Here is a 13542-nt window from a genome sequence, read left to right on the forward strand (position 1 = left end):
AACGTTTAAGTGAGACCTATTGTATTCAGAGTCAGTGTGTCGCCCGCGATTGGAATGGGACATCTGATGCGTTCGCTGGCACTGGCTCAGGCGGCCGGAAGCTACGATATTCCCTGCCATTTTTTTACAGATAAAGGCGGCAGGGCGCTGGCTGTAGCAAGAAACGACTGGATTTATCCGGTGACGGAAGTTTCCTGTGGCAGTGATGAAGAAAGTCGCTGGCTGACAGAACAGGCACAGCGCATGAATGCCTCAGCTGTTGTGGTTGACGGCTACGATATTCCGGCTGTTTCATTGAGCGGACTGCGCGGGGCAGGGATCCCTGTGGTGGTCATGGATGACGGGCAGCTTAGTCAGGTCGCGCAGGCCTCGCTGGTGGTAAACAGCACCACTTCGTCATTGGATGCGCAATATCTGGAAATTAATTCGGCAGTAAAAATTTGTTCCGGGCCTGATTACCGTTTGATGAGACGAGAATTTCAACGGGGAGTCAACCCGCCACAGGATAAGCGCTTTGGCATCGCCGTTTGTATCGGCGGCAGCGATCCGAAAGGGTTGACCGTCCCGTTAATCAATGCGTTGTCTGATGTACTTGATGATGTGCCGGTCCGGGTAATTACCGGAGCGGCGTTTAATAATATCAGTGCGCTGAATGAGGCAATAAAGGCGAGTCCGCTGGCGATTCAGCATATACATAATTGTCAGGATATGGCCGATGTGTGGCGGCACAGTAAGCTTGCTGTCAGTGCCGCCGGAGGCAGTCAATTTGAACTGGGCGTCTGCGAAACACCTTCAGTACTGCTGATGGTGGCAGAAAACCAGAGAACGGCGACTGAGCAGGCTCAGCAGGAAGGTTGGTGTACCACCTTTGATTGTACCGGCGATGTGCCTGTTGACGAGATTGCCCGCACAGTGCATGCACTCTGGCAGCAACCCGGTAAGCTGGAAGCTATGCAGCAGGCAGTAAAAGGTAAGTATCACGCTGACGGTGCGTTTAATGTCCTTAATGCTATCGCAGAGGTCATTCAGCCATGAGGCAGGAGTCAGCTGTTAAGGCACCACGTATTAAAGCATGGCAGGTTACCTTAAGGCCGCTTGAAGAGGGCGACCTGGATAAATTAAGGCAGTGGCGGAACAGCGACTTCGTGCGTGAGAAGATGGTGTCGACATCACTCATCACTGCGGAGCAACAAGCTGCATGGTTTCAAAAAATCAGTCACGACCCGTATCAGATGCACTGGATTATCGAATACAAAGGTCGGCCTGTTGGCTCAACCAATGTGAAAGTGCCGGTCATCGGAGAGACGGTAGTCTCCGCCCGGGTATTAGAGCCCGGTTTATATATTGGTGAACCCGATTATCAGGGTAACATTCTGGCTTTCGCTCCCACTCTGGCGATGTATGATTATTGTTTTTCCCATTTCAATGTGACCGAATTTTCGGCGGCGGTAAAACCGGATAACGTCGCCGCACTGAAATATAACCGTCAGTTGGGCTATGAAATCAGCGGTCAGGACGATTTTGTGCGCTTGCGCTTGCAAAAAGAGGCCTATGAGCGGCAAACTGTAACATTGAAATCTTTCTTGTCGCGTCCGCGCAAGTCTTAGTCAATAAAGAGGTTTTTTGTGGATAATCAGCAAAAGCTCGTACAGTCATTTGTTCAGGCTCTGGGGATCGGTGCAGAGCAGGTCACGGATGAACTGACCTACAACACTATTAAAGAGTGGGATTCTACTGCACACATGATCCTGATCTCCGAGCTGGAAAACACCTTTGATGTCATGCTCGATACTGACGACATTATTGATATGAGTTCCGTGGGCAAAGCGAAAGAGATCCTGACAAAGTATGACGTCCAATTCTGAATCTATCCTGCTTAAAGGTGGCTCGGTACTGGTAACAGGGGCTACCGGTGATATTGGTCGTGCCATTGTTAATGAGTGCGTGCAGGCCGGTGCCGCAGTATTTGCTGCCGGGCGCAATGAAGCCAAACTGGCTGCGCTGGTAAATCAGTATGAATCACGGGTGATCCCGCTGAACTATGACGTGACTGACGAAAAAGCGGTTAAAGATGCCTTTCGTCAAATTCAGAAACAACAGAATCAAAGTGATATCGGTCCGTTAACCGGCCTGGTTAATAATGCCGGCATTATGGAAGAGGCCGCTTTTACCGTAAGCGGTATGGACGCGCTGAAGTCCCAGTTGAATGTGAACTTTCTGGCCCCTTATCAGCATATGCAACTGGCCAGCCGCTTAATGGCGCGCCACCGTCATGGCAGTATTGTGAACATTGTTTCTCAGATTGGCGAAATGGGGGCTACAGGCATGAGTGCCTACGGTGCCAGTAAAGCTGCGCTGAGCGGAGCAACCAAATCGCTGGCGAAAGAACTGGCGGCAGTGGGGATCCGTGTGAATGCGGTATCTCCGGGCTTCATCGATACAGGACTTACCGCGCATTATGAAGAGGATGCCAGGGCTGAAGTTGAAGCCAGAATTACCATGAAAAGGGCTGGCCGTGCCGGTGATGTGGCGCGGGCTGTTGTATTTTTACTGTCCCGTCAGTCGGCTTATACGACGGGTCATACCTTGCCCGTGGACGGGTTATTTTATCCGTGAGCGTTGTGTTCCCAGAGGATGTGTTTGCCTGCAACAGTGATAAGGCGGCACTGATCACAGACGACGGGAGCTGCTCTTACACTGTGCTGCAAAAGCATATTGCAGAGTGGCAGGAAAAACTCAGTAGCACCGTGGAGCGACCGTTAGTGGCGCTGGCAATGTGCAGCAATGTTAATTCTGTAAGTTGCTACCTGGCCTGTCTGAAATCGGGCTTTCCTTTGGTGCTGTTTCACCCTGGTTTGTCCGCAGCGGGACAACAGGCATTAATCACCAGGCTCACCCCCAATTTGCTGGTGGCAGACAACAGCCTGACCGTAAAACACCAGCGATGCATACCTGTAGCCGGGGAACTGGCACTGTTGCTTACCACATCGGGTTCAACCGGCGGTGGAAAGTTTGTTGCTTTATCCCGTGAAAACCTTGCTGCGAATACGGCCTCTATCTGTTCTTATCTTCCTGTTACATCAGAAGATAAAACCCTGCTTACCATGCCACTCTCTTATTCCTACGGGTTGTCGGTACTAAATACCCATCTGGCAAAAGGGGCGACAGTCAGGTTGACTTCACTTACGCCAATGGACCGTGCATTCTGGACGTTGCTTAAAGATGAAGCGGTGACGTCACTGTCCGGCGTACCGTCTTTTTATGAAATGCTGCTGCGCTTACGGTTTGACCGCCAATTATTGCCGGAACTTACTTATTTCACTCAGGCTGGTGGCAAGCTCAAAGAAGCCGGGGTTAAAACCCTCGCTGAATATGCCGATAAGTATAACAAGCAATGTTTCATCATGTACGGACAAACAGAGGCGACCGCGAGAATGGCATATCTCGAACCACATACCGTATTGAGCAAACCTTCAGCAGCAGGTAAAGCGATACCGGGCGGCAAATTGTCACTTTGTGATGAATATGGCCGGCTTATCAGTGAGCCCGGCGTAACAGGTGAACTGCTGTATGAAGGAAAAAATGTCATGCTGGGGTATGTGTCTGATCATACCGATCTGGCAGTGTTTACTCCTCCCCCGGTGCTTCATACCGGCGATTTAGCCTTTTTCGATGAAGATGGCGACTACACCATAACAGGCCGTCTGAAACGCATTATTAAACTGGCCGGTGAACGGGTGAATCTGGACGGACTGGAGGCTTTATTTGCAGAGCAGGGTCTGGAAGTTAAAGTGGCTGGTGAGGACAACTTTCTTGTCACAGCATGCCGGGAAAATGAGATGTCAGAAGCGGAAAGTTGTCTTAAATCTCTGGTATCCGCGCCGCCTGCCTACTTAACGGTACGGGCGTTTTCAGACTGGCCGTTGCTGGGTAACGGAAAAACAAATTATCAGGCTATTTTGAAAGCAGGAAGGGATAAGCATGATAACGGCTGATTCCGCGCCTTTTCCAAAATCCTATGAAGACGCGTATAACCTGCTGCTCAGCGAACCCGTGTATGGCCTGCCTCAGGCAGAGAAAAGTCGCTTATTGTGTCATGTCACGTCATTGCTGCATCAGCATCATCTGACACATTGTGATGCATATCATCAGCTTTTCGCGTCGTCTGCGGATAATTTCCATGAATACAGCGACTTACCCTATCTGGCTGTGCGGCTTTTCAAACTGATGCATCTAAGCAGCGTGGCACCCCAAAATGTGTTTAAAAGCTTGCAGTCATCCGGAACGACCGGTCAGGTGACGGCGAAAGTGACTCTGGATAAACAAACCAGTGCCAGGCAATCCAAAGCGCTGGTCACCATCATGCAGCAATTTATTGGTAAACAGCGTTTGCCTATGCTGATCATTGATTCGCCGGATGTACTGAAAAGCCCTCATCTCTCAGCCCGGGGAGCCGGCATCGGCGGCATGGCTTTTTTTGGTCGCGGACATACTTATGCACTGAACACCGATATGTCGCTGAATCATCAGGCGGTAAAGGAATTTGCAGATAAGTATGCCGGACAACCGGTGCTGGTGTTCGGCTTTACCTTTATGGTGTGGTTACACTTCGTGGAAGCGCTTAAAGCAGACGGTATTGCGCTTAACTTATCTGACGGGATCCTTATTCACAGTGGCGGATGGAAAAAGCTTAAGGACAAACAGGTTAGTAACCTCCAGTTTAAAGATACCGTGCGCGCAGTAACCGGCATCACAAAAGTGCATAACTTTTACGGTATGGCAGAGCAGGTAGGCAGTGTATTTGTGGAATGTGAAGAAGGCCACTTACATGCACCTTCTCTGGCAGAAGTGGTGATCCGCGATCCCCGTACGCTGGCAATCTGCGGCCCTGACGAACCCGGTATTATTCAGGTTATATCGGCGTTGCCTCACAGTTATCCCGGCTACAGTTTACTAACTGAAGATCGTGGCAGAATTATGGGGGAAGACGATTGTGCCTGCGGGCGTAAAGGACGTTATTTCGAAGTCACGGGACGGTTGCCGAAAGCAGAATTGCGGGGTTGCAGTGATACTGCCGGAGGTGCTGTGTGATTAAAGATTTAATCCGGCTGGAGCCAGTCTCCGCTGATGCGTTGCCGGCAATCAGTGCGCAAAATCTTCCTGTCAGTGCCGCTGACGTGCTGGTATTGACTACTGCGTTGTCGCGCCAGCTCATGACATCATCAGACTGCCGCCAGTATCCTGAACTCATAGCGCTGGGTCACTGGCTCAGACAAGGTAATCTGAATGCGCTGACAGCCAATATAGCAAAGCAAAGTTACCGTCCGCTGGGACTGGTGGTGCATTACACACCGGCGAATGTGGACACCATGTTTATCTACAGCTGGATTTGCGCCTTGTTGATGGGCAACAGAAATCTGGTACGGGTATCGGGCAGAGACAGTGATGTGCAAACAGTTCTGTTGGAAAAGTTACGCTACTTGCTGTTGCTACCGGAACATGCTGCCCTCCATGCCGGCAATCAGTTTATCCATTTTGAGCGGGATGACCCTGCCGGCCCGGCAGTGAGCATGCTGGCGGATGCCAGAGTGTTATGGGGCGGAGACGACAGCGTGAGGCAAATACGCGGGTTATCCTGTAAGCCAAGATGCCGGGATATCAGTTTTGCCGATCGATTTTCAGCAGCACTGATCAATGTAGATGCATTAAATAGTGACGGTGCGCAAAGTGCTGATGAAAAGGCAGAAGGCGTTGCATCAGCATTGTGGCGTGAATGCGATATGTTTCAGCAACAGGCATGTTCTTCCCCATGTATTCTGTTCTGGACGGGAGAAAAGCAAAACTGGAACACATTGACCCGCGCCCTGTCGGGCATCGCGGTTCAGCACGCCCCTTCAATGGTGCAGCGCAACGAGCAGCTAGTGCTTGCCCAGTGGTGTATTGCTGATGGTGCGGCAAGTACAGCAGAGCAATGCGGTGATCTGTCTCTTGTACATATTAATCACTGGCACCATGCTTTGCTGGAACGCCATCAGGGGCATAGTACGCTGTTCTGTATTCATATTGATGATGTACAGGCGATTGCCGGTTACGACCACGCAGGCTGGCAGACTTTGTCTTACGCCGGCTTTGAAAAAGAAGCACTTTTTAAGATTATCCGCGCGTTGCCGATACAGGGAATAGACAGGGTAGTACCTCTGGGGAATGCACTTGCTTTTTCTCCGGACTGGGACGGATATGATTTGTTTAGCCAGTTAGGCAGAAAAGTGGTGTTTGAATGAAACTGTCAGTCATTGTACCGGCTTATAATCTTGAGCGTTATATCGGGGAGTGCCTGCGTTCAGTTCTGGATCAGCATGTCGATTTCGATTATGAAGTGGTAGTGTGTGACGATGCATCCTCTGACCACACCCGCGAAGAAATTGAAGCGCTGTGTCAGGAGTTCAGTCACTTAAACGCCATCTTTAAAACGCAGAATGCGGGACTGGCTGAAAATATGAAAACCCTGCTTGGTGAAGCAGGAGGCAAATACATTGCTTACCTGGACGGCGATGATGTTGCCTCACCGGGTAAATTGCAAAAGCAGGTGGATTATCTCGATCATCACTCTGAATGCCAGATGGTGTTTCATGAGTCTGATATGTTTGATTCGCAAACTAATGAAACCATTCGCCTGTACAGTCAGACTTTCTACAACTGGCAGCACATACCACCACAGTCAGACATCACTCACCTTATCCGCTACGGCACCTACATGCAGGCCAGCAGTGTGATGTTCCGCCGGCATAACCATCTTGCCTGCACCATTGCGACAGAGTGCCGCATTATTCTGGATTATCCGTTTTATATTTTAAACGCCGGTTTCTTGAATGCCCGCATCGACTTCATGCCGGACGTACTGGGGCGTTACCGTATTCATCCTGACAGCTTTGGCGCGCAAACGCAGCGTAGTGCAGAGCGCCGTGAGCAAAGCCTGCGGGATATCTGTCTTGCTTGTGAACAGGCTGCGCAATTCGGTGTAGAGCCTGACATTATTCAGCAGGGTATTGCCCATCATCAGTTTGCTGCGGCGCTGTACTTTCTGTTCAGAGATAATGATGTGAAATTTGTTGAGTGGATAGAAAAGTCGGCTGCAACCGGCTACTTCTTCGATGAACGCCACCGGTTTGCGTTTGGCAACCGGGCAAACCCGTCAAAAGTGAAAGCCTTTATTCGTCAGGGGAGTGCATGATGACAGTCTCCCTGACCGCAGTGATATGCAACTTCAATAAAAAAGACTACCTGAAAGGCTGCCTCGATTCTCTGTTGGCCATACAATCTGATTCACTGAGTATCAATGTGATCGTGGTGGATAATGCCTCCACCGACGGCAGTCAGCAGATGATTGAAAACGAGTACGGCAAACAGGTGACGCTGATTGCAAAAGCGGAAAACACCGGCGGAGCAGGGGGCTTTGCCACCGGCATGCGTGCAGCAGTGGAAACCGGTTGCGATTATGTGGCCTTGCTGGACAACGATATTCTTCTCGACACTGACACCTTGCCCAAACTGGTTGCGTACTTACAGGCCCATTCAGAGGTGGGCGTTGCCGGTGCCAAAATCTGCACCATGGATGATCCGGACATTTTGCAGGAACTCGGTGCATTTATAGATTGGGAAAACTATGGTGTGAAAACGCCATTAAAGGGCCACAAAGATGACTCTGCACTACCTGACGTTGTGGTCTGCGATTATGTACCTGCCTGTTGTCTGGTCACACGTACAGAGATAATCCGCGAAGCGGGCGTGTTCGATGAAGCCCATTTTATCTACTGGGACGATATGGACTGGTGTACCCGGGTGAAGCAGGCCGGTTTTGAAGTCCACGCTATTGCCAGTGCCCGTGTTCAGCATAAGATGGGAGCAGTTCACGCCACCAATACATTCAGTAATTATTACTTTGAGCGTAACCGGCTGAGGTATTTTGCGAAGTATCTGACCGAAGAGTCTTTTGATTCATTTATCGCTGTAAGGCTAAGTGAGCTCCCCAGACAAGCATTCTGGGCCAGTCGCAAGGGACAGTCTTCACAATCGCTCAGCAGTAATCTGTCTGTCTATGATTTTGCCATGGGGCAGTGGTACGCTCAGCCGAAGAACATTTTGGCAAAGTCTGAGTATTGCTGGCGGAATGCCATTGGTGAGGACTGGATCAGGCTGGTGGTGTGTGATGAACCTGACAATTATACTGCAGTGACAGGACAAATCCTTCAGGTCTGGCCTCAGGCCAGAATTATCAGCTGTGCCCAATATGCCGGTTCAGAAGCCGGACAGGATGCTATCCATGTCGTCAGTCATATTCTGGACGTGACAGAATTGCCTGCAGGGGGATATGTTGTTGATCGTTTTTTTAATGTTTGTCAGGTGCAGGAAGTAACTGCAATTCAGCATGCTTATCATACGTACCAGCAGCTCTTTGCACAGGTACACGGGCCTGTAATCCGCAGGCAATTAGAAGATGGCTATGTGGCGTTCCATCGTGCCGGCACTTCAGTCGCGGATACGTCGATATGAATATTTACCGGCACATTCTTCAGCGTGTCAGCGGCAGGCAAATAAAAACCGTTACATTCGATATATTCGATACCCTGATTTTCAGGCACGTCTCAGATCCCCTTCAGGTTTTCAGTCTCATAGATAGCAGCATTTTTGCCGGACACAGGGTGCCTGCTCCCGATTATCCCTCGTTACGTGTCCACGCTGAAGCACTGGCCAGACAGCTACACAATGAACGTGAAGACATACAGTTTGAGCAAATTTTTTCCGCTATGCCCTTTTCTCCTGCATTACGCAGTGCACTGGCGTTGGCTGAGTGTGAGGCGGAAACGCAGATAAGTGTGGTTAACACAGTGCTTGTTGATGTGATCAGGCAACTTAAAGAGCAGGGGATTCAGGTTGCACTCATTTCCGATATGTACTTTTCTGCCGCACAAATCCGTGAGATTTTTTTCAGGGGGAATGAAGATCTTTGTCAGTTACCGCTTTTTGTATCCTCTGAAACCGGCGTTACCAAGCAAAGCGGTAAATTGTTTTTACACGTAAAAGAAGTACTGAAAGCCAGCCCGGAAAGCTGGTTGCATGCAGGTGATAATAAAGCCTCAGATGTGGACGCAGCCCTGGCGGCCGGACTCGACGCTCTGCATTTTTCACCGGCTATCGATGTGCACTTTATTACCCGGATGGAAATGGCCCTGTCTCCGGAGCCCGGCGTCTCTGGCGCTGCACGTAAGTTGAGTTGTCTTGAACAACCGGCACACAGCGAAAAAGGAGGAGCAGAGTATATTGCTCGTGACTTAGGCAGCTTCGTGTGGGGCCCGGTAATGCAGGCTTTTGCCGGCTGGTTACGAGCACAATGTGAAGCTGCAAACATCAGGCATATTCTCTGTGTCATGCGGGAGGGAGCGTTTTTTACCCCACTGCTGCGAAAGTATTTTGCACTTCACTGGGAAGACTACATTACGGTGGAATCACTGTATGTGTCCCGCCTGTCAGCATTCTGGGCTGGGATTAATACTGAAAAAGCAAACTGGCTGGAACAGGCTGTTGATACGCTTATATATTACAATGGATACACGCTGCAGAACTTTGTTGATGATTTTTATCTCAGTTCTGACGGATTCGGCAGTCTCAGTCCATCTGTTTGCTTGCGCAGCGCCGGAAACATGATGGTAGACGGGCGGACATTACGACAGGTCTTGTTGGAAAAAGCACACAAAAACAGTGCAAGAATACAGCAAAAAGTGGCTACCCAGAAATCTCTTTTTTTGCGTTATACGCGTGATGTTTTAAGGGCGGATTTCGGCGATTGTGCCGTAGTGGATTTTGGAGATGGCGGGACTATTCAGCATTCTTTGGAGTCCATTTTTGGCAGCCCTGCCAAAGCCAATTTTTTGTTTTTTGCCACGAACAGAATTTACCGTTTCCTCAACCACACCACATACAGTGTTTTTCTGCCTCCCGGCGGACTATATGACCGTATTGCTGAACGTCTGGCACGGTCGCCGGAATGTATTGAAGCTTTGTTACTCGGGAGTGAAGGCTCCACACTGAGTTACGTCGATGATGACAGAAAAGTCAGACCGGTCACGGGCAGGGCGTTGCCAGAGAACAGTGCTTTTTGCGATGCATTTCTTGAAGGTTGCCTGACTTATATGGATATGGCTCATAAGATGGAGCTTCCTCCGCTCCCGGCCTCGCAGGCTGCAACGCTAGTGAAGCGTTATCTCATGATGCCCAGTGAAGACGAAGCAACGTTGTTTGCACAACTGAAGCATCAGGATAATTTTGGCAGTGAAAACGAATTCTATGTGATTGATGAAGAGCAGAAAAAAAAGCTGAAAGCTGACTCTGCCAGACAACAGGCTGTCGCTCAGGTAACCAGCGGCGGGGCATGGCAGAAGGGTGAACTTCACTGGCCAGCCGGTGTACTGGCAACAGAGGATAAGAATACGGTTCCCCGGTTTATGGGGCTGTTAAAAAATGATAAGCAGCAGGCAATTAATTTTCTGATCAACAGAATGGCGTCTCTGGGATGGCAGAATATTGGCGTGTACGGTGCCGGTGAATTCTTTGTTGCTCTGGCTCCCTCGTTAAGAGCAGCCGGGATCGCTGTAAGCCATTTGATTGATCGCAAAGCCGGGCTGGGAAAACACTATCAGATGGCGGGCTATACAGTTGTCAGCGCGGGAGCGGCGCTTGAGCAGGGTTGCCGGCGAATCGTAATTGCCTCCCAGGCATTTCAGCAGGAAATAAAAGAAACCATTATGCTGGAAGCCCAAAAGCAAGAATGCTGCGGTATAGAAATTATCGCGCCGGATGATGAACAGTTGAAAATTAATCCCGACAGGTAAGTCACAGTGAAAATTGAACATTTAGTTTCTGTAATAATTTATTGTAATCAAAATGATGCTTGCCTGAACCGGGCACTTAAATCCGTAATGGAGCAAACTTATCGTCACGTTGAAGTCATAGTGGCCGGTATTTTTCACCAGCCGCAATCAGCTGACATGGACAGTTCTGCTTTGCCGGTTACATTTATTCATCAAACATATCAGAATGCGGGTGAAGCCCTGAATGCCGGTCTGAAAGCTGCGGGGGGCTCCCTGATTAAGTTTATTAACGCCGAAGATGAGTTACTTCCCGATTGTTTGCTTGATCAGGTATACGATATGGATTCCGGTGTGTTCAGCTATATCGGGTATCGTGAGGCAGATGAAAATAGTGAGGGAGATGCAGACGTTATCAGTGCCTTCGGGAATCCTTTGCATGATGCGTTGATGGTGTCCCCCGGCCCGCTTCAGTGCTTTCTTTTTTCCGCCAGAGATTTGCTTTCTGTAGACGGCTTTGATGAATCTTTTAGTGATGACTTCGCTATGAGTACCTATGACTTATTATTGCGGCTGTTAATAAAAGGAACTTGTTTAGCTGCGTGTCATAAAGCCGGTGTTATTCTGCGTCCCGGAAAGCTCGCTGATGCACAAACGGAGGCGGTCAGGTTGTCCGTCTGGACGCAAAACGTACAAATGCTGCTTAATCGTGCTGAAATGAGTCAGGAAACGCTGCACGCGATATTCACCGGTTTTTGCCAGTTAAAAAGGATTTCACAAGATACAACCGCGGATCAGTTTTCTGAATGCGGGTTATTGTTGGCTAATTATGTAAACTCGAATCCTCACCATTTTGCCGGTTTTCGATTTACCCCCGTGATTCGTGAACTCGCCGTCTCTGAGGGAAATGATACATTGATCAATGCCCTGTCAGAATGTAACAGGGAATTGCTTGCTTATTCCGGTTTCTGGGAACCCCAGGAGATTATTGATTACCGGTCCAGCCTTCTGAGCGCAAGCGCAGATTTCAGGGACGATTATCTGACAGCTCTGTTCGTATTACTGAATGAAAACCAGGGTAAGAAAATAGCTGTTTACGGAGCAGGAGAACTTGGGCAACGACTCATTTCAATCATAGAAAGTGCCGGATTCAATGTCGCGACCATCTTTGACAGAAATTGGGATAAAATTAAGCTGATAGGGGGACTCCCTGTGCAGAACCCCGAAGATATCTCTATGTCTGATGTCCAGATTGTGATCATCGCTTCTGTCGCCTATCGCCGGGAAATCAGTGATTTCCTGCGTATGCAATTTCCATTTGTTATTTCTTTTTGAACATCAACGGACTGCATAATGCCGGATAACTACAATTATTCACCTTTGGTCACAATAGTCATTCCCTGTTACCAGCAGCAAGCTTTCCTGAGCAGGGCATTGCGATCTTTAAAAGCACAAACATTCAGTCACCTCGAAGTGATTGTAATCGATGATGGGAGTGAGCCTGCCATTCACATCCCTTCCGAGTTCAATAATGTGACATTGATCAGACAGGAAAATGCAGGATTATCTGCTGCCAGAAATACTGGCCTTGAGGTAGCCAGAGGCGATTTCATTAAGTTTCTTGATGCCGATGATGCTTTAACGCCCCGATGTATTGAATTACAGGTAGCCTCATTGCGAAACAAAGCGGATACGATCAGCTGTATTGCATTTGTGGAGGTAAATGAAGTTTCAGGGAGGTCTAATCAAATTTACCCTGCCTTCCGCGATCCGCTGTCAGCCATCTCTCTGATTAATTTTGGTCCGCCTCATATCTATCTTTACAAGACAGAACACGTCAGGGAAACCGGAGGCTTCGCTGTTTCCGAACGTGTACGGGGAGGACACGAAGATTATGATCTGGTTTTCAGACTGATCGTCGGGGGAAAAGACATCTGCACAGTGCATGATACCGGTGCTGTATACTATAAACGTCCCGGAAGTATGTCATCAAAACAGCGTAATATGAATCGCACGCGGGCACTTGTCTGGCTTTATAACGCTTCAACGGCTATTCGCGCGAACCTGATTTTAACTGAAGAGCAGTTACTCAGTTTTCTTGTAGGCATGGTTCTCGTTCTGCAAAACACCGAAGGTGATATCAGAAAAGATTTTGCGCCGGTACTGCACTTTTTTAATGAAAAGCTCGCAAAAACAAGATTTAAAATCAGCAATAAAGAAATGAATGCTTTAAAGCATCTTCTTGGCAGTGAGCCTGAAACCCGCGTTTTTAGCTCTCAAATTAAAACAATTTCTGATGCGGGAGAGGAGACAGAAGCTTCAAAAATGCATCTGTCGGACCCCCGTTTTTACCTTAAAGACAGGGAAATTACGTTTCCGGATAACTATCTCATCCGGGTGTTGGTACAGGCAAAGAAATATAATCATCGTTTTGCGCTTTTCGGTATCACAGATTCAGGGCGCAGCTTACTTGAAATGCTAAAGGCTGCCGGGATATTTCCTGCGCTTGTTACAGATTTCGGATGGCAGCGTTTTGCGTCTGTGGAAGACCTGAAAGTTGAAGCACCTGCAAGTCTCGCAGCAAGCACCGTGGAGTTGGTGGTAATTTCACCGGATTCAGACAGAGCCTCCATACTGCCGGTTCTTTCGAAGATCTGCCCGGACATTGAAATTATTTGAA

The 13542-nt window shown here is 49.0% G+C and carries 12 protein-coding genes; all 12 read left to right on the top strand.

What is annotated here, in order from left to right; all coding sequences use genetic code 11:
* Positions 1-9 precede the first annotated feature (9 nt).
* From pseG to ACXAG2_RS08295, 12 genes are read left to right on the top strand one after another with little or no spacing between them, the layout of a single operon-like run.
* Positions 10-1035: a UDP-2,4-diacetamido-2,4,6-trideoxy-beta-L-altropyranose hydrolase gene (pseG, locus tag ACXAG2_RS08240; protein ID WP_474865882.1), complete on the top strand. Its 1026-nt coding sequence runs from the start codon at positions 10-12 to the stop codon at positions 1033-1035.
* Positions 1032-1607 (top strand): GNAT family N-acetyltransferase, encoded by a 576-nt coding sequence (locus tag ACXAG2_RS08245; protein WP_474865885.1) that lies wholly within the window; start codon positions 1032-1034, stop codon positions 1605-1607. The genes pseG and ACXAG2_RS08245 overlap by 4 nt, the downstream gene beginning before the upstream one ends.
* A gap of 18 nt (positions 1608-1625) precedes the next feature.
* A complete protein-coding gene (locus ACXAG2_RS08250) occupies positions 1626-1865 on the top strand; it encodes an acyl carrier protein (protein WP_474865888.1) in 240 nt (79 codons plus the stop codon).
* Positions 1849-2616, top strand: coding sequence for an SDR family NAD(P)-dependent oxidoreductase (locus ACXAG2_RS08255; protein WP_119500540.1), 768 nt, complete (start codon positions 1849-1851; stop codon positions 2614-2616). Before ACXAG2_RS08250 ends, ACXAG2_RS08255 begins: the two co-directional genes overlap by 17 nt.
* Positions 2613-3995, top strand: a complete 1383-nt coding sequence (locus ACXAG2_RS08260; protein WP_474865891.1) for an AMP-binding protein — start codon at positions 2613-2615, stop codon at positions 3993-3995. The genes ACXAG2_RS08255 and ACXAG2_RS08260 overlap by 4 nt, the downstream gene beginning before the upstream one ends.
* Positions 3982-5091 carry a LuxE/PaaK family acyltransferase gene (locus ACXAG2_RS08265; protein WP_474865894.1) on the top strand — a complete coding sequence of 370 codons (1110 nt, stop codon included), beginning with the start codon at positions 3982-3984 and terminating at the stop codon, positions 5089-5091. The genes ACXAG2_RS08260 and ACXAG2_RS08265 overlap by 14 nt, the downstream gene beginning before the upstream one ends.
* The gene (locus ACXAG2_RS08270; protein WP_474865896.1) at positions 5088-6281 is read left to right on the top strand and encodes an acyl-CoA reductase; all 1194 of its coding nucleotides are present in this window, start codon (positions 5088-5090) and stop codon (positions 6279-6281) included. The genes ACXAG2_RS08265 and ACXAG2_RS08270 overlap by 4 nt, the downstream gene beginning before the upstream one ends.
* Complete coding sequence (locus tag ACXAG2_RS08275; RefSeq protein WP_474865899.1) at positions 6278-7231, top strand: glycosyltransferase family 2 protein; 954 nt, start codon at positions 6278-6280, stop codon at positions 7229-7231. The genes ACXAG2_RS08270 and ACXAG2_RS08275 overlap by 4 nt, the downstream gene beginning before the upstream one ends.
* Positions 7228-8550, top strand: coding sequence for a glycosyltransferase family 2 protein (locus ACXAG2_RS08280; protein ID WP_474865902.1), 1323 nt, complete (start codon positions 7228-7230; stop codon positions 8548-8550). Before ACXAG2_RS08275 ends, ACXAG2_RS08280 begins: the two co-directional genes overlap by 4 nt.
* Positions 8547-10886, top strand: a complete 2340-nt coding sequence (locus tag ACXAG2_RS08285) for an HAD-IA family hydrolase (RefSeq protein WP_474865905.1) — start codon at positions 8547-8549, stop codon at positions 10884-10886. Before ACXAG2_RS08280 ends, ACXAG2_RS08285 begins: the two co-directional genes overlap by 4 nt.
* 6 nt (positions 10887-10892) lie before the next feature.
* Entirely contained in the window at positions 10893-12197 is a 1305-nt protein-coding gene (locus ACXAG2_RS08290) for a glycosyltransferase family 2 protein (protein ID WP_474865908.1), read from the top strand.
* An 18-nt stretch (positions 12198-12215) separates the two neighbouring features.
* Entirely contained in the window at positions 12216-13541 is a 1326-nt protein-coding gene (locus ACXAG2_RS08295; protein ID WP_474865911.1) for a glycosyltransferase family 2 protein, read from the top strand.
* Position 13542 lies beyond the last annotated feature (1 nt).

The sequence above is a fragment of the Alteromonas sp. ABH4_456 genome (assembly GCF_056160645.1).